The following is a 14,995-nucleotide window of genomic DNA, read 5'->3' on the forward strand; positions in this document are numbered from 1 at the left end:
AAAGCCAGGCATCACGCACTTCGCAAAATCCGTTTTCATCGAGCGGATTTTCGAAGGTCGTGCGACGCGCGCAAGCGCGAAGCATGAAAACAATTGTCGTCGACCCGACGACAGCTCAGCTAACTTCGTTTGCGCGAGAGCGCGCGAAGGTTAAGTGTCGTATTCAATCCCAATCGCTGTTCTTTGCCGGACTGGTGGTCCTTGCGGGGGAATTCCACCCGATCCCATTCCGAACTCGGCCGTTAAAGCCCCCAGCGCCCATGGTACTGCGGCTCAAGCCGCGGGAGAGTAGGTCGCTGCCAGTCCTGCCAAGAACAGCTAGGGCGTACGCGAAAGCGTGAGCCCGAAAAATTGCGATCCGCCTTCACACATCCGAAAAGCCCCCGCCGTCGCAAGACGGCGGGGCTTTTTGTTTGTTTGCCGCCTTGTAGCGCATTGCGCTACGGAGGCTTGCGATTTGTAGCCTGATGCGCTACAAGGCGCCGGGGGCGCGATGATCCGAAGCTGGAAAGGCAAGCTTGCCGAAGCGGTGTTCCAGGGGCGGACGCCGAAAGGGTTCCCGGCGGATCTCTATGGCGCGACAAGGCGCAAGCTCGCTCGGATCGATGCGGCGGCGGTGCTCGAGGATTTGCGGTCGCCGCCCGGCAACCGCCTGCATGCCCTGACGGACGATCGGAAAGGACAATGGTCCATCGGCGTCAACGGTAAGCGTCCGGTGATCTACGCGGCTTTGGCGAGCGGAATGGCGGCCCAGTTCCAGGGGAGGATTTCGGTGATGCGGTTGATGGGATGGTCGGCGATTCGGGCGGTCACGTCGCGCAGCCAGGCTTCGGGATCGAGGCCGTTGAGCTTGGCGGTCTCGATGAGGGAGTAGATGGCGGCGGCACGTTCGCCGCCAGCGTCGGAACCGGCGAAGAGGTAGTTCTTGCGGCCGAGGGCGAGCGGGCGGATGGATCGCTCGGCGGCATTGTTGTCGATCTCCAGCCGGCCGTCGTCGAGGTATCGCGCGAGCGCCGTCCATCGCCCGAGCGCATAGCGGATTGCCGCGGCAAGATCGGTCTTTGGCGACAGCTTTTGCTTCGTCGCGGCAAGCCAGGCATGGAGCGCGTCGAGCAACGGCTTGGCCTTTTCCCGCCGCACTCTTTGCCGTTCGTCGGGCGGTCTGCCGCGGGCTTCTTCTTCGACGCGATAGAGCGCGCCGATGCGGCCAAGCGCTTCCTTGGCGATGGGCGAGCCATTCGCGGCATGCACGTCGAAGAACTTGCGCCGGACATGCGCCCAGCAGGCGGCTTCGGCGATTTGGCCCTTCTCGAAGATGGCATTGAAGCCGGCATAGCCGTCGGCATGCAGCACCCCCTTAAAAGCCTTTAGATGCAAGGCCGGATGCTCACCCTTGCGGTCGGGCGAGTAGAAGTAGACGGCTGCCGGTGCGAGCTTGCCGTTATGAGGCCGCTCATCACGCACATAGGTCCACAGCCGCCCGGTTTTGGCCTTTCCGGTTCCCGGCGCCAGCACCGGCACCGGCGTGTCGTCACCGAAGAGAACATCGGATGCCATCACGTCTTTGCGCAGGGCATCGACCAAAGGCGCAAGCAGCGCGCTCGCACGTCCCACCCAGTCCGCCAAGGTCGAGCGTTCCAGATCGATGCCGCGGCGTTCGTAAATCCCGCTCTGGCGATAGAGCGGCAAGTGATCGGCGTATTTGGCAACCAGCACATGGGCGAGCAGGCCAGGCCCTGGGCGGCCGCGTTCGATCGGCAGCGACGGCAACGGCGCCTGGGTGATCGCCTCGCACCTGCGGCACGAGAACTTCGGCCGCACATGCCGGATGACCTTGAACGACGACGGCACATACTCCAGCAGCTCGGTGACGTCTTCGCCCAGACGGCGCAAGTCGCCGCCGCAACGGGGACAGGCGCATTGCGTAGCATGCAGGATCGTCTCGCGGGGCAGATGATCCGGCAACGGCCGCCGCACGGGCTTTTGCAGCGTGTCCGGCGAGGCTGGCGAAGGCGCGGCCGGGGCGGCGGCACTGCTTTCCTGCAGATCGTCCAGCAGCAACTCGAGCTGCTCGATCTGCTGGTCGAGCTTTTCCGACGAACGGCCGAACTGCATGCGCTTGAGCCGATGCAGTTGCGCCAAAACCTGTTCGATGCGCAAATCCTTCGCGCGCAACTCGGCGTCCTTGGCTTCGATCAGCGCCGCCTGCTCGCGCACCAGCGCCTTCAGGGCCTGGGGATCGTCGGGCAGCGAATCGGGAGCAACCGTCATGGCGCAATGCCACCACAGCAAGCTTCCCAAGGCGATTGCTGCGCACTTCCCACGAGTCAGCGTGCCGCACGGGAGCCGTGGATATCTCTATCCGGCAAGTTCCGGACGATACGTCCGCTGCGGCGCACGCCAGTCGATGCCTTCGAGCAGATAGCCAAGTTGTGCCGACGAGATGGTTACCGCCTCGCCGGCCGTTGCCGGCCAAATGAAGCGACCGCGCTCCAGCCGTTTGGCGAACAGGCACAGGCCCTGGCCGTCATGCCACAGCAGCTTGATGAGGTCGCCCCGCTTGCCGCGGAACACGAACAGGTGCCCGCCATGCGGATCGTGCTTGAGGACTTCCTGCACCCGCAGCGCCAGACCGTTGAAGCCCTTGCGCATGTCGGTGTGGCCCGCGCAAAGCCATACCTGCGTGCCGGCCGGAACCGGGATCAAGACTCAAGCGCCTCGATCACCCGCCGCAGCGCGACCGCATCGACATCTCCGTTCACCACCACGCGGCGGCCCGAGCCCAGCACGATCTCGATGCTGCCAGGGCTGGATTTTACCGGCGCCACAGCGGGCGCCGCCAGCCCAACGCGGACAAAGCCCTCACCGCTCGGCGGTTGCACAGGCGGGCGTCCGGACCAGATACCTTGCTGCTTGCGCCAGCGGAACAGCAGGCTCGTCGCCACCCCGTGCTTCTTCGCCACCCGCGCCACCGGGCTCGTCTTGCTCTCCTCGATAATCGCCTGCTTCTCTTCATCGCCCCAACGCCGACGCGCATCCGCAACGAACACCCTGGTCATCTGTCCAGACATAGGGACGGTCCCGGTGACTTGAGCCGCTCAATCAGCGACGCTCCAATGACCTATCCTCAAGTCACCGCAACAACGCGCAAGGCGTGCCAGGCCGGACGCTTACCGTCAACGATCAGTTCCGCATTTGCTTCGTCTGGGGACCGAACGGTCCGGAAAATGTCGAGTTCGTCGATTATCACTGATCGCCGTCGTCCAAGGAGGGACACATGGCCGCTCGCAACTATTCCGACTTCAAGTCGCCGCTGCCCCATCCGGGCGAACATCTGCGCGAGGAGTATCTCCCGGGTTACGGCCTTTCGGCCGGCGCCTTGGCGAAGGCGATGGGCCTGAAGGATCGCACGCGAATCGAGCGGCTGGTCCGCGAGACGCAGCCCGTGACGCCCGACACGGCGCTGCGCCTCGCCAAGGTCTTCGGTACGACGGCCGATTTCTGGATGAATCTCCAGGCCCAGCACGACCTGTCGGCCGCCGCCATTGCGGCGCGCGACTCGTTGAAGGGCATTCGCCCGCTGAAGCCCGCGGCGGCGTAGGCGGCTCACGCCGCAGGCGCGTGCCGCCGCACGATTGCTATTCTCCGCCGCGCCGTCAACTCGCGGCTGCTCGTTCGAAGGCTCCCCATGCGCATTTTCGATTTCGACTCCGCCATCGTCCGCACGCCGGGCCGCAGCGTCGTGGACGGCATCCGCAGCGATCCCCGCGCTGTGCCCGATTACGACGCGATCCTCAAGGAACACCCCGCCTATGTCGCCGCGCTCGCCGCCGCCGGCGTGGCGGTCGACACACTCCCGCCGCTCGAGGCCTTTCCCGACTCCGTTTTCGTCGAGGACCCCGCTTTGGTGTTCGGCGCCGGCGCGATCCTGCTGCGGCCCGGCGCGCCCTCCCGCCGCGGCGAGCGCGACGCGATACGCGCGGCGCTCACCCGCCATTTCCCGCGCGTGCTCGAACTCGAAGAGGGCGCCCATGCCGACGGCGGCGACGTCCTCGTCACGCCCGATGTCGTGTTCGTCGGCCTGTCGCAGCGCACCGATGCCGCCGGCGCCGCGGCGCTTCTCCGCCATCTCGAAACCCTCGGCCGCAAGGGCCGCATCGTCCCGACGCCGCGCGGCGTCCTGCATTTCAAGTCGGCCGTATCGCTCCTGGCCGAGGGCACGCTGCTCGCGACGCCGGCGATGGCGTCCGGCGGACCGTTCGCCGGCTTCGAGGTCCTCCTGACGCCCGACGGCGAGGAGGACGCTGCCAACGCGCTGCGCGTCAACGACACGGTCTTCGTCGGCGCCCATTTCCCGCGCACCCGCGATCTGCTGGCGAAGGCGGGCTATGCCGTCACGCCCTTGCCGGTGCGCGAGATCGGCAAGCTCGACGCCGGCTTGTCCTGCATGTCCCTGCGCTGGCATACCCTGTCCCAAAGCCCATGACCGACACCGACCCCACCCCGCGCGACGCCGACCTCGATCTGCTGTCGGCCTATCTGCAATCGCCCGCTCTGCCCGACACGGTCATGACCATGGCCGAGCTCGACGGTTTCCTCGCCGCCGTCGCCATCGGTCCCGAGCCGATCGATCCGGCAGAATGGATGCCGGTCGTCTGGAGCGGCGCCGAGCCGCGCTTCGAAAACAGCGCCCAGGCGCTGGGCGTTCGTCGCGCCATTTATGCCCGCTATGACGCCGTCGTCGACGAGGTCGAGGCCGGCACCTATGCACCCATTCTCGATGTCGACGACGACGACGAACCCTTGCCGCAAAGCTGGGCCGTCGGTTTCATGACCGGCGCCGCCCTGCGTCTCGAGGCCTGGTCGGTGCTGTTCCAGTCCGAACAGGACGACACCATCGCCTATCCGATCCTCGCCCTGTGCGAGGACGAGGCCGGCCAGCCCCTGCTCGAGCTTTCGAAGAAGGACCGCGCCTTCCTCCTCGCCCAATCGCCCGACCTGATCGCCCAGGCCGTGATCGACATCGCGGATTACTGGCAGCAGAAGAACCGGCCGCCGCCGGCCGGCGCGATCCCCGTCCGCACCGCGCCCAAGATCGGCCGCAACGATCCGTGTCCCTGCGGTTCGGGCCGCAAATACAAGAAGTGCTGCGGCCAGGCGGCCTGAGCGGGGGGGTCCACGCCGGCGCGATTTGGTCCTTGCCGTCGGGCCGAACCCCACAGGTAGAACTCCTTAACGCGCCGGCTTGGAACAATCCGGATCGTTCGGGCGCCGCAGGGCGTTCTCTCCTTGCTATGACAACATTGCTGCAAACAGACCCCATCCGCCACATCCTCGTCGTCGAGGACGAGCCGCTGATCCGCCTGTGCGCCGCCGAGATCATCGAGGACGCGGGCTATGCCACCGTCGAGGCGGAGAACGCCGATGCCGCATTGCGCATCCTGGAACAGCGCAGCGACATCGACTGTATCTTCACCGACGTCGACATGCCCGGCTCGATGGACGGCTTGGCCCTGGCGTGCGCCGCGCATGACCGCTGGGCGTCCATCGGCATCATCGTGACCTCGGGCAAGCGCCTGCCTTCGCGCGAACAGCTGCCGCGCGGCGGCCGCTTTCTCGCCAAGCCCTATCTCACCTCGGACGTCGTCGACATGCTCGCCACGCTGGTGCCTTGCGGCACGGCGTGATGCGCTCCGAAGACGGCGGCGCGGCTATCCCTCGTATTTGAACGACAGCGAGACCCGCGCGCGATAGCTCGCGACCTTGCCGTTCTCCACCGTCATGTCGAGCTTCTGGACCTCCGCGACCCGAAGGTCGCGCAGCGTCTTGGCGGCGGTCTCCACGGCGCGCTTGGCCGCGTCTTCCCACGATGTCGGACTGGTGCCGATGATCTCGGTCACGCGATACACGCCGCTGCTGGATGCTGTCTTGGCCATGGCGTTTTCTCCTGATTGCGGGCGGCATTCCGCGCTGTCCGCTGGGCGCATCCTACGCCCGCCGGTCGCGCCGTGCCATGTTGACACCCCTCCGCGGTCCACGATCACGTCGCCGTGCGGCCCTTCGCGTGACGCATCTTCTCGGCTTAAACTCACGCCGCCAACCGGGGTCCCCACCATGAAGCTCTCGTCCGTCTGCGCCGCCGCCGCGCTTGTGCTCGCCACCGCGACCGCTGCCCTGGCCCTCGATCCGCTCGCGCCCGCGGGCGCGCCGCCGCAGCCGGCCGACATCGCGCCCTCCCCGGTCACCGAGACCCTTTGGGGCAAGTCGGTCACCGACGAATGGCGCGGCATGGAGAAGCTCGATCCCGCCACCATCGACTGGATGAAGGCCCAGGGCGCCTACACCGCCGCGCTGATGGACGCGATCCCCGGCCGCGCCGATCTGGGCAAGCGGGTCAGCGCCTTCACCGGCAGCTTCGGCTTCATCGCGAGCTACGCGACCTATGGCGGCCGCGAATTCTACCAGGAGCGCGCGCCCGGCGCCGACAATTACGACCTCGTGGTGCGCGACGCCAAGGGCACGCGCAAGATCGTCGACATCTCCAAGGTGATGGCCGCTCATGGCGGCAAGCCCTATGCGATCAACTATATCCTGCCCTCGCCGGACGGCACCAAGGTCGCGGCCGGCATCTCCGAAGGCGGCTCGGAAGACGCGGCGCTGAGCGTTTACGACGCCGCAACCGGCCAGCCGATCGCCGGCCCGATCGACCGCGCGGAATACGGCACCACCTCGTGGAGCGCCGATTCCAAGACGCTTTATTTCATCCGCATGAAAGAGCTCAAGCCCACCGATCCGGGCACCGAGAAATACCGCGACGCAACGCTCGAATCCTGGAACCTCAAGTCGGACCCCGTGCCGCTCTACGGCTCGCTCACCGGCCACGGCCCCGCCATCACGGCCGACGAGACACCGGCTCTGGCCTTTTCGCCCGCTTCGCCGGTCGCCGTGCTCCTCTCCATCAACGGCGTGCAGCCCGAATACAAGGCGTGGACCGCGCCGGCCGCGAAGGCGGCCGATCCCGCCGCCTGGACCATGCTGACCGACCGCGCGGACGGCGTCACCTCGCTCGACGTCCACGGCTCGACCGTCTTCCTGCTCAGCCACAAGGACGCGCCGACCTTCCAGGTGCTCAGCGTCCAGGCCGGCAAGCCGCTGGCGCATGCCAAGGTGCTGGTGCCCGCCACGCCGGACCGGGTGATCGAAAGCATCCACGCCGCCGCCGACGGCCTCTATGTGCTCACCACGCGCGGCGTCTATTCCGAACTCCTGCGCGTCGACTACAAGACCGGCAAGGCCGAGCCGATCGCGCTCCCCATGAAGGGCCATATCGGCGAAACGTTCACCGACCAGCGCCGTCCCGGCATCGTCTTCGACTTCTCATCCTGGGTCCTTCCGCCCACGGAATACCGCTACGATCCCAAGACCGGGAAATTCGCCGATCTCAAGATCGGCACGCAGGGCGACATCGATCCCGCCGACTATGTCGTCAGCGACCTGAAGGCGCCGGCGCGGGACGGCGTCGAGGTGCCGCTCTCGCTGGTGCGGCCGAAGACCGCGACCGGCCCCGGCATCGTGGTGGTGGAGGCCTATGGCTCCTACGGCATCTCCAACCTGGCCAATTTCTCCCCGCGCCGCGCCGTGTTCCTGAAGGAAGGCATCTCCTATGCCGTGTGCCATGTGCGCGGCGGCGGCGAGCTGGGCGATGCCTGGCGCCTCGCCGGCAAGGACGCCAACAAGCACAACACCTGGCAGGACGAGATCGCCTGCGGCCAGTATCTCGTGGACCAGGGCATCACGACCAAGGCCCAGCTCGCCATCATGGGCGGCTCGGCCGGCGGCATCACCATGGGCCGCGCCATGGAGGAGCGTCCCGATCTCTTCGCCGCGGTGCTCGACGCGGTGCCGTCCGCCAACCCGCTCCGCATGGAGTTCACGCCCAACGGCCCGGACAACATCCCCGAATTCGGCACCGTCACCAAGGAAGACGGCTTCAAGAACCTGTGGGAGATGGACAGCGTCCAGCATGTCGAGAAGGGCGTCGCCTATCCGGCGGTGATGATCTCGACCGGCCTGAACGATCCGCGCGTCGCGCCCTGGGTGCCGGCCAAGTTCGAGGCCGCGCTGCTCAGCGTGAGCCCGCCCAATCCGGTGCTCCTGCGCATCGACGCCCAGGCCGGCCACGGCATCGGCTCGACCCGCAGCCAGACCGACACGTTGGCGGCCGACTGGATCGCCTTCGTGAAATGGCGCGCCGGCGACCCCGCCTGGAAGCCGGTGTTTCCCGCGAAGCCCTGAGGCTTTTCGTTCGCGCGGCCAGGCCTTATTTTGCGTGACCGATTCGTAGCGAAGGAGTCTCCCATGGCCAATCGCGAACAGCGCGGCAACAAGGAAAAGAAGAAGCCCAAGGCCGACAAGAAGGCGGCCGCCGTTCCGGCGACGGGCGGCAAGCCGCCCGCCTATGTCGAGCCCCAGCTCGTCCGCAAACCCCACAAGGGCAAGGACTGGACCTAGTTGCGCCACAGGCGCGGTGAATTGGGCTCCCGCGGAGAACGCGGAGGAATTCCGCGGCCCCGCGCCTCCGCGTGAAACTTTCTGCCCCGCCATGCCCTCTCTGCATCCCCCGTCCCCTCTGGTGTAGGCTCCGTTCCGTCCTACCTTCGGACGGCCGCACCGGAGCCTCGCCATGAGCCAGCCAGCCCTCAAACCCGACGATGGCATCGTCCACGCCGCCTTCAACTACGCCGTCGACACCGGGGTGAAGCCGGTCGCGCAGACCGGCGGCAAGGACGGCCTGGAGCGCAACTCGACCACCGTGATCGCCCGGCACGTCGTGCCCGTGGCCGACGCGCGGCCGCTGCGCGCGAGCCTTTCGCTCGACACCTCCGGCTTCGAGCTCGCCGACCAGCCGACGCGGGTGAAGGACTTCCTCGATCCCGACGAACTCACTGCGGTCTACTATCCCGAGATGGAGGCGCTGATCGCCGCCCGTTCCGGCGCCGCCCGCGTCCACATCTTCGACCACACGGTGCGCCATGGCGACGCCGACACCCGTGCGACGAAGAAACTCCGCGAGCCGGTCAAAGCGGTGCACAACGACTACACCGACTGGTCGGGACCGCAGCGCGTGCGCGATTTCTTTCCCGGCAAGGCGGCCGATCTTCTCTCCCGCCGCGTCGCCATCGTCCAGGTGTGGCGCGCGATCGCCGCGCCGATCGACCGCGACCCGCTCGGCATCGCCGATGCGCGCTCGATTGCGCCGCGGGATCTTATCCCGACAGAAAGGCGCTTCCCCGACCGCGTCGGCGAGATCTATCAGTTCACCTACAATCCGGCGCATCGCTGGTTCTGGTTCCCGCGCATGCATCGCGACGAGGCGCTGGTGTTCAAGGTCTATGACTCGATGACCGACGGCCGCGCCCGCTGGGGCGCGCATGCCGCCTTCGACAACCCGCTCGCCCCACCCGACGCGCCCCCGCGCGAAAGCATCGAGATCAGGGCGTTCGCGTTTTATTGAGCCGCCGCTCGCGCGTTGCGTTTCCTTCCCCGCAACAGCGGGGGAGGAATTCATGGCCTACAGCCGCGCCAACGCCTCCAGAGCCTGTTCCGTCGATCGAATGAACCGCGCATTGCCGATAGCCCGGCGCAACACCAGCGCCTTCTCGAACGCCGCGCGCGCCTCGCCGATCCGCCCCAGTTCCACCAGGCAGCGCCCCAGGTGATGCAGCAGGAAATTCTCCTGCCCGTCGATCCCGGTCTCGGCGCAGAGCCTGAGGCCCTCGTCGAACAGCGCCACCGCCGCCTCGCGCTCACCCAGATATTGCCGCGCCGTCCCCAGTCCGAGCAGCCCGTCGATTTCCGTCGCGCGGTCGCCCCGCGCGCGCGACAGCGCCAGCGCTTCTTCCAGGAGGACCGCCGCTTCCGCCTCGCTGCCCTCCTGCATGAAGAGGGCCGAGCCCAGCGAACCCGCCGTCTCGATCAGCGCCGCGTCATCGGAGCCGGCGCGCGCCGCCGCCAGCGCGGCGCGTTGCGTCTCGATGTACCCAAGAAAAGCTTCGCGGTCGGGCGGCACGGCCCGTCTGAAAAACGGGCCGTCGGGATTGTCCGCCATGGCCCCTCAGTGCTGTCCGGCTTTCCAGCTCTGCAGCGCCGCCAGCATCGTGTCGACATGCTTGGAATAGTCGAGGTCGGCATGCACCGCGAGGACATGCCCGTCCGGCGCGATCAGATAGGAGATGCGGTCCGCCAGGTCGGGCGCCTTGGCGAACACCGAGTCATATGCCTTCATGATGTGCTGGTCGCCGTCCGACGCCACCGGGAATTTGCTCGCGCAATCCTGCGTCGAGAATTTCTCCAGCGTCCCGATGTCGTCATGGCTGACGCCGATCACGCTGGCGCCCAGCGCGGCGAATTGCGGCATCGCCTCGGCGAAGGCATGCGCCTCCAGCGAACAGCCCGTGGTGAACGCCTTGGGATAGAAATAGACCACCACCGGTCCCTTCTTCAGCGCGTCGGCGAGGGCGAAGCTGAATTCCTTGCCGGCCAGCGCCGCCGGCGCCGTGAAGTCCGGCGCGGCGTCGCCGGGCTTGAGCGCGCCGAGCGCGGGGACGGCCAGCAGGGCGGAGACCAGAAGAGCGGCGGCAAGTCGTTTCATGTCGGGCGTCCCGGAAATGGCCGTGGATAATGTGCCCGCAACGGGCCGCCAAGTCACGCGCAAGTCCTTCCAAAACCTGGCTGCCGAAGATTTACAGCGCATAGTTGTCCAACACCCCCGGCGCCGGGCGGATACTGCACCGCGACACGGCAAGGAGTGAACCATGCAAGAAGATTGGCGTGAAAAGGCCGAGCGCGAAGAAGCCGAATATCGGGCCAACCGGGCCGCCTATCGCAAACGGCGCGCGGAGCTTCAGGAGAAATTGTTCGGATCGCCGGAGCTCTATGACTGGCAGGTGCCGGCCCCGGTGGAGGATTTCGATGCCCTTCTCGCCGAGCACGCCGCGCAATTGCGCAACGCCGTGCGCCAGGCGATGGGCTTCGTCGTATCGGACGACCTCGGCGCAAAGGCCAGTGCCGTGGCGGCGGCGGCCGTCGCGCGGCTGATCCAGACCAACATCGCCATCGCCAAAGTGCTGGGATCGCGCACGCGCTCGAAAACAGTACATAGCGGCGCCCAGCCGACGGAGCCACAAGATTGAGTGGCCGCGGCGCTCCCCTCGGCAATCGGCGCGCCTTCAAGCACGGCGCCCACACCGCCGGGATGCGCGCCTTCCGCCGCCATGTGCACGAACTTGTCAGCGCGGCCCGCGCCACGCTCCGGGCCCGGTCAAACGCCGTAGTTCTGGTACGGGTAGCAGCGCTCGCGCGTCAGCGAGAGGCCGAAATGCCGGCCCAGGGCGGCGATCGCCTCCGCCTGGCCGGCGAAGGGATCGGTATTGGCGGGGCCCACGAGGATCACGCGGAAGCTGTCGTCGTCTTTTCCGCCCGGCGGCAGCATCGCGGTGGCGAGCGGCGTGCCGTCATGCTCGCGCAGCGTGAGGAACAAGGGCATGGTGCGCTGGATATGGGCGGCAAGCCCGATGTCGCGCTCGATATAGCTCATCGACGGCGAAGGCCGGTATTTGCGCACCGCCGCGTCGCGTTCGCGGCGGAAATATTTCTCGACGGCATGGCGCATCGCTTCGGATTCGGCCGTGGCTTCCGCTTCCGACTCGATGCGGAACCATGCCTTGCGCTCGGGCGCGTCGCAGATGAACTGCATGGGCCAAGACTCAAAGTCTCGAACGATGCTAGCGCGATTTTGCGGCGGCCATCACCACAACTTGGTCGTGGAATACCGGTTTCGAGGCGCTGTCGCTTTCGCGCCGCGTCGGCTTGCACCGCCCACAGCCTTTGCCGGAAAGGGCGCGGTTGCCGGGCCGCCGTCCCACGATGGGCCGCGCCGGATTTCCTTCCGGATTTCGCGGGTTTTCGTGCCGTAACGGGCGCTTTGCCGCCGGCCCGGGGATGTGATTTTATGCCCCCCGCTATTCGCGGAAAACCCGAAACGGGTTCCGCCGTCCGCTCAACAACCACGGGAGTAACGGGAATGCAGGATCATCTTCAGTTCTATATCGACGGCAAATGGGTCGACCCGGTCGTGCCGAAGACGATCGAGGTCGAAAATCCCGCGACGGAAGAGCCCTTCGCGCGCATTTCCCTGGGCTCCAAGGCCGATGTCGACAAGGCGGTCGCCGCCGCCAAGAAGGCCTTCGTGTCGTTCTCGCAGACCACCAAGGCGCAGCGCATCGAGCTGCTGCAGGCCATCATCGCCGCCTACCAGAAGCATATCGGGGAGGTCGCCGAGGCGATCCATGCCGAGATGGGCGCGCCGATGTGGCTCGCCAAGGCGGCGCAGGCCCCTGCCGCGCTCGGCCATATCGGCACCACGCTGAAGGCGCTCACCGAGTTCGAATTCGAAGTGCCGCGCGGCAAGAACCGCATCCGCTACGAGCCGGTCGGGGTGTGCGGGCTGATCACGCCGTGGAACTGGCCGATCAACCAGATCGCCGCCAAGGTCGCCCCCGCCATCGCCGCGGGCTGCACCATGGTGCTCAAGCCGTCGGAGATCGCGCCGCTCGACGCCATCCTGTTCGCCAAGGTCATGCATGAGGCGGGCGTGCCCGCCGGCGTGTTCAACCTCGTCAACGGCGACGGGCCGGGCGTCGGCGAGGCGCTGTCGCATCATCCCGACATCGACATGATGTCCTTCACCGGCTCGACGCGCGCCGGCATCCAGGTCTCCAAGGCGGCGGCCGAGACGGTCAAGCGCGTGGCGCTGGAGCTGGGCGGCAAGTCGGCCAACATCGTCCTGGAGGATGCCGATTTCGGCAAGGCGGTGCAGGCGCAGATGGGCGGCCTGATGGTCAATTCGGGCCAGTCCTGCAACGCGCCGACGCGCATGTTCGTGCCGCGCAGGAAGCAGGACGAGATCGCCGGCCTGGTGAAGACCGCGATGGAGAACGTCAAGATCGGCGACGGCACGCCGGGCTCGATCGGCCCCGTCGTGAGCGAGGCGCAGTACAACAAGATCCAGGGCCTGATCCAGAAGGGCATCGAGGAAGGCGCCAAGCTGGTCACCGGCGGCCTCGGCCGTCCCGAAGGCGTCAACCGCGGCTATTATGTGCGCCCGACGCTGTTCTCCGACGTCAGCAACGACATGACCATCGCGCGCGAGGAGATCTTCGGACCCGTGCTGGCCATGATCCCCTACGACTCCGAAGCGCAGGCGGTCGAGATGGCCAATGACTCGCTTTACGGCCTGTCCGGCTATGTGCAGTCGGGCAGCATCGACCACGCCCGCAAGGTCGCGGCGCAGCTGCGCACCGGCAATGTGCATCTGAACGGCGCACCGGTCGACGTGACCGCGCCGTTCGGCGGCTACAAGCAGTCGGGCAACGGCCGCGAATGGGGCGGCGAGTTCGGCATCGAGGAATTCCTCGAGACCAAGGCCGTCATCGGCTACGAAGCGGCGTAGGCATCGCCTCACGAAATGCGAAAGGCCGCCATGGCGACATGGCGGCCTTTTCGTTTTGGCGATAGGGCGGTTGCCGATGCGCACGGCGAACGCAACCTGCGTCCGGACATTTTCGACCGGTTTGGACGGCCCTAATCCTTGGCCCGCTCGACATAGGACCCGTCCTCGGTCATCACCACGACGCGCGTGCCCACGGTGATATGCGTCGGCACCATCGTCTTGACGCCGTTCGACAGCAGCGCCGGCTTGAACGAGCCCGACGCCGTCTGGCCCTTCACCACCGGCTCGGTCTCCACGATCTCGAAGGTCGCGCGCTGCGGGATTTCCAGGCTGATCGGATTGCCCTCGAAGCTCTGCAGCGTGACTTCCATGTTCTCCATCAGATAGGGCGCCATGTCGCCGACCACGTCCTTGCCGACATGGACCTGGTCGAAGGTCTCCGGCTGCATGAAGACGTAGTGGTCGCCGTCCTGGTAGAGATAATTGTACTTGGCCTGGTCGATGAAGGCCTTCTCGATGGAATCGGTGGTGCGCAGGCGCTCCACGGTCTTCACCCCGTCGGAGATGCGGCGCATCTCCAGATGCGTCACCGGCGTGCCCTTGCCGGGATGGATGTTCTCCGCGGTTATCACGACATAGAGCTTGCCCTCCTTCTCGATGACGTTGCCTTTGCGGATGGAGCTTGCGATGACCGAAACCACGGACGACCTCTGGTGGGGGACCGGGGCTCATAGCAGGGCAGGACGCCCCGGCCAAGAGGCGCCCCTAATGGCGGCCCAGCGCCTCGGCCAGGGCGTCGGGCGCGGAGAAAAAGGGCGAATGGTCGGTATCCAGGCGGAACACCCGCTGGCAGGGCAGCGCCGCGTGCAGCCGCCGCTGCATGGCGATGGATATCGCCTTGTCCTTCAGGCATTCGATATAGGTCCGCGGCAGCCGCCCGAAACGGGCCGGCGTCGTGCGGATCGGCGTGCGCAGCCCCGCCACCGCCTCCGGCCGGAGCCGCGCCGCCGCGAACGCCGCGTCGTCGTCGGAACAATCGCCATAGAAGCCGCCGCGGACCGCCTCGGGCCTGACATGCGCCGTCACCTCGTCCGCCGACAGATAGATGCCGCCGTTCAGCCGGCTGTCGCCGTCCGCCCGCGCCAGTTCCTCGACGGTCTGCCCGTTGTCCGGCAGGAAGGCGGTCAGGTAGACGAGGCTCTTGATCTTGTCGGCGTGCCGCTCGGCCGTCTGGGTGATCATCGCCCCGCCATAGGAATGGCCGACCAGGACGACCTTCTCGTCCTGCGCGTCGATGGTCTCGCCGATCCGGTCGACGATATCGTCCAGCGTCACGTCCTCGATCGGAGTGGCGTCGTCGCCATGGCCGGGCATGTCGGGCGCCACCGCGCGGTGGCCCATCGCCTGGAGCCGGTCCACGATCCTGTGCCAGCACCAGCCGCCATGCCACGCGCCATGCACCAGGACGAAGCTGCTCATCTATAC

Annotated in this window: 18 protein-coding genes and 1 rRNA gene; 10 read left to right on the plus strand and 9 right to left on the minus strand. The window is 66.9% G+C overall.

Translation table 11 applies throughout. The features are described from left to right. Window positions 1-190 precede the first annotated feature (190 nt). Window positions 191-305 (plus strand): 5S ribosomal RNA (gene rrf, locus WDN01_20630). A gap of 415 nt (window positions 306-720) precedes the next feature. On the opposite strand, the gene WDN01_20635 is transcribed toward rrf, so the two are convergent. The 3 genes from WDN01_20635 to WDN01_20645 all read right to left on the minus strand — a co-directional run bounded on the left by WDN01_20635 (window position 721) and on the right by WDN01_20645 (window position 3,059). Further along, complete coding sequence (locus WDN01_20635) at window positions 721-2,271, minus strand: IS66 family transposase (protein ID MEJ0028437.1); 1,551 nt, start codon at window positions 2,269-2,271, stop codon at window positions 721-723. A gap of 87 nt (window positions 2,272-2,358) precedes the next feature. After that, entirely contained in the window at window positions 2,359-2,706 is a 348-nt protein-coding gene (tnpB, locus tag WDN01_20640; GenBank protein ID MEJ0028438.1) for an IS66 family insertion sequence element accessory protein TnpB, read from the minus strand. After that, complete coding sequence (locus tag WDN01_20645; GenBank protein MEJ0028439.1) at window positions 2,703-3,059, minus strand: transposase; 357 nt, start codon at window positions 3,057-3,059, stop codon at window positions 2,703-2,705. Before WDN01_20645 ends, tnpB begins: the two co-directional genes overlap by 4 nt. 218 nt (window positions 3,060-3,277) lie before the next feature. Here WDN01_20645 and WDN01_20650 point away from each other — a divergent pair, with 218 nt between their 5' ends. The 4 genes from WDN01_20650 to WDN01_20665 all read left to right on the plus strand — a co-directional run bounded on the left by WDN01_20650 (window position 3,278) and on the right by WDN01_20665 (window position 5,687). Next, entirely contained in the window at window positions 3,278-3,601 is a 324-nt protein-coding gene (locus tag WDN01_20650; GenBank protein ID MEJ0028440.1) for a HigA family addiction module antitoxin, read from the plus strand. Window positions 3,602-3,688: 87 nt separating this feature from the next. Continuing rightward, window positions 3,689-4,486 carry an arginine deiminase family protein gene (locus WDN01_20655; protein MEJ0028441.1) on the plus strand — a complete coding sequence of 266 codons (798 nt, stop codon included), beginning with the start codon at window positions 3,689-3,691 and terminating at the stop codon, window positions 4,484-4,486. After that, window positions 4,483-5,166 (plus strand): UPF0149 family protein, encoded by a 684-nt coding sequence (locus WDN01_20660; protein MEJ0028442.1) that lies wholly within the window; start codon window positions 4,483-4,485, stop codon window positions 5,164-5,166. Before WDN01_20655 ends, WDN01_20660 begins: the two co-directional genes overlap by 4 nt. 137 nt (window positions 5,167-5,303) lie before the next feature. Continuing rightward, window positions 5,304-5,687: a response regulator gene (locus WDN01_20665; GenBank protein MEJ0028443.1), complete on the plus strand. Its 384-nt coding sequence runs from the start codon at window positions 5,304-5,306 to the stop codon at window positions 5,685-5,687. Window positions 5,688-5,711: 24 nt separating this feature from the next. Here WDN01_20665 and WDN01_20670 read toward each other — a convergent pair whose 3' ends face one another. Then, a complete protein-coding gene (locus tag WDN01_20670; GenBank protein ID MEJ0028444.1) occupies window positions 5,712-5,936 on the minus strand; it encodes a dodecin family protein in 225 nt (74 codons plus the stop codon). A gap of 178 nt (window positions 5,937-6,114) precedes the next feature. Here WDN01_20670 and WDN01_20675 point away from each other — a divergent pair, with 178 nt between their 5' ends. The 3 genes from WDN01_20675 (at window position 6,115) to WDN01_20685 (ending at window position 9,514) form a co-directional block, all read left to right on the plus strand. Continuing rightward, the gene (locus WDN01_20675) at window positions 6,115-8,295 is read left to right on the plus strand and encodes a prolyl oligopeptidase family serine peptidase (protein ID MEJ0028445.1); all 2,181 of its coding nucleotides are present in this window, start codon (window positions 6,115-6,117) and stop codon (window positions 8,293-8,295) included. A 63-nt stretch (window positions 8,296-8,358) separates the two neighbouring features. Then, window positions 8,359-8,511 (plus strand): hypothetical protein, encoded by a 153-nt coding sequence (locus WDN01_20680; protein ID MEJ0028446.1) that lies wholly within the window; start codon window positions 8,359-8,361, stop codon window positions 8,509-8,511. Between the two features lie 172 nt (window positions 8,512-8,683). Continuing rightward, window positions 8,684-9,514 (plus strand): CmcJ/NvfI family oxidoreductase, encoded by an 831-nt coding sequence (locus tag WDN01_20685; GenBank protein MEJ0028447.1) that lies wholly within the window; start codon window positions 8,684-8,686, stop codon window positions 9,512-9,514. 57 nt (window positions 9,515-9,571) lie between these two features. Here the strand turns inward: WDN01_20685 and WDN01_20690 are convergent, their stop codons facing one another. Then, window positions 9,572-10,108: a tetratricopeptide repeat protein gene (locus WDN01_20690; GenBank protein ID MEJ0028448.1), complete on the minus strand. Its 537-nt coding sequence runs from the start codon at window positions 10,106-10,108 to the stop codon at window positions 9,572-9,574. Between the two features lie 6 nt (window positions 10,109-10,114). Beyond that, complete coding sequence (locus WDN01_20695; GenBank protein MEJ0028449.1) at window positions 10,115-10,651, minus strand: peroxiredoxin; 537 nt, start codon at window positions 10,649-10,651, stop codon at window positions 10,115-10,117. A gap of 163 nt (window positions 10,652-10,814) precedes the next feature. Between WDN01_20695 and WDN01_20700 the strand changes: the two genes are divergently transcribed. After that, complete coding sequence (locus WDN01_20700; GenBank protein ID MEJ0028450.1) at window positions 10,815-11,192, plus strand: hypothetical protein; 378 nt, start codon at window positions 10,815-10,817, stop codon at window positions 11,190-11,192. 128 nt (window positions 11,193-11,320) lie between these two features. On the opposite strand, the gene WDN01_20705 is transcribed toward WDN01_20700, so the two are convergent. After that, a complete protein-coding gene (locus WDN01_20705) occupies window positions 11,321-11,755 on the minus strand; it encodes a hypothetical protein (GenBank protein ID MEJ0028451.1) in 435 nt (144 codons plus the stop codon). A 327-nt stretch (window positions 11,756-12,082) separates the two neighbouring features. Between WDN01_20705 and WDN01_20710 the strand changes: the two genes are divergently transcribed. Beyond that, the gene (locus tag WDN01_20710) at window positions 12,083-13,510 is read left to right on the plus strand and encodes an aldehyde dehydrogenase family protein (protein ID MEJ0028452.1); all 1,428 of its coding nucleotides are present in this window, start codon (window positions 12,083-12,085) and stop codon (window positions 13,508-13,510) included. A 131-nt stretch (window positions 13,511-13,641) separates the two neighbouring features. On the opposite strand, the gene efp is transcribed toward WDN01_20710, so the two are convergent. Together efp and WDN01_20720 are read right to left on the minus strand one after the other, a co-directional pair. After that, complete coding sequence (gene efp / locus WDN01_20715) at window positions 13,642-14,211, minus strand: elongation factor P (protein MEJ0028453.1); 570 nt, start codon at window positions 14,209-14,211, stop codon at window positions 13,642-13,644. 64 nt (window positions 14,212-14,275) lie between these two features. Further along, window positions 14,276-14,989, minus strand: coding sequence for an alpha/beta fold hydrolase (locus WDN01_20720; protein ID MEJ0028454.1), 714 nt, complete (start codon window positions 14,987-14,989; stop codon window positions 14,276-14,278). Window positions 14,990-14,995 lie beyond the last annotated feature (6 nt).

The sequence above is a fragment of the Rhizomicrobium sp. genome, from assembly GCA_037200985.1.
Taxonomy (GTDB): domain Bacteria; phylum Pseudomonadota; class Alphaproteobacteria; order Micropepsales; family Micropepsaceae; genus Rhizomicrobium.

Excerpts from the sequence above, each read along its gene's own strand:
- WDN01_20635 (MEJ0028437.1), bottom strand. The coding sequence starts at position 2,271 with ATGACGGTTGCTCCCGATTCGCTGCCCGACGATCCCCAGGCCCTGAAG.
- WDN01_20645 (MEJ0028439.1), bottom strand. The coding sequence starts at position 3,059 with ATGACCAGGGTGTTCGTTGCGGATGCGCGTCGGCGTTGGGGCGATGAA.
- WDN01_20650 (MEJ0028440.1), top strand. The coding sequence starts at position 3,278 with ATGGCCGCTCGCAACTATTCCGACTTCAAGTCGCCGCTGCCCCATCCG.
- WDN01_20655 (MEJ0028441.1), top strand. The coding sequence starts at position 3,689 with ATGCGCATTTTCGATTTCGACTCCGCCATCGTCCGCACGCCGGGCCGC.
- WDN01_20660 (MEJ0028442.1), top strand. The coding sequence starts at position 4,483 with ATGACCGACACCGACCCCACCCCGCGCGACGCCGACCTCGATCTGCTG.
- WDN01_20670 (MEJ0028444.1), bottom strand. The coding sequence starts at position 5,936 with ATGGCCAAGACAGCATCCAGCAGCGGCGTGTATCGCGTGACCGAGATC.
- WDN01_20675 (MEJ0028445.1), top strand. The coding sequence starts at position 6,115 with ATGAAGCTCTCGTCCGTCTGCGCCGCCGCCGCGCTTGTGCTCGCCACC.
- WDN01_20680 (MEJ0028446.1), top strand. The coding sequence starts at position 8,359 with ATGGCCAATCGCGAACAGCGCGGCAACAAGGAAAAGAAGAAGCCCAAG.
- WDN01_20685 (MEJ0028447.1), top strand. The coding sequence starts at position 8,684 with ATGAGCCAGCCAGCCCTCAAACCCGACGATGGCATCGTCCACGCCGCC.
- WDN01_20690 (MEJ0028448.1), bottom strand. The coding sequence starts at position 10,108 with ATGGCGGACAATCCCGACGGCCCGTTTTTCAGACGGGCCGTGCCGCCC.
- WDN01_20695 (MEJ0028449.1), bottom strand. The coding sequence starts at position 10,651 with ATGAAACGACTTGCCGCCGCTCTTCTGGTCTCCGCCCTGCTGGCCGTC.
- WDN01_20700 (MEJ0028450.1), top strand. The coding sequence starts at position 10,815 with ATGCAAGAAGATTGGCGTGAAAAGGCCGAGCGCGAAGAAGCCGAATAT.
- WDN01_20705 (MEJ0028451.1), bottom strand. The coding sequence starts at position 11,755 with ATGCAGTTCATCTGCGACGCGCCCGAGCGCAAGGCATGGTTCCGCATC.
- WDN01_20710 (MEJ0028452.1), top strand. The coding sequence starts at position 12,083 with ATGCAGGATCATCTTCAGTTCTATATCGACGGCAAATGGGTCGACCCG.
- WDN01_20720 (MEJ0028454.1), bottom strand. The coding sequence starts at position 14,989 with ATGAGCAGCTTCGTCCTGGTGCATGGCGCGTGGCATGGCGGCTGGTGC.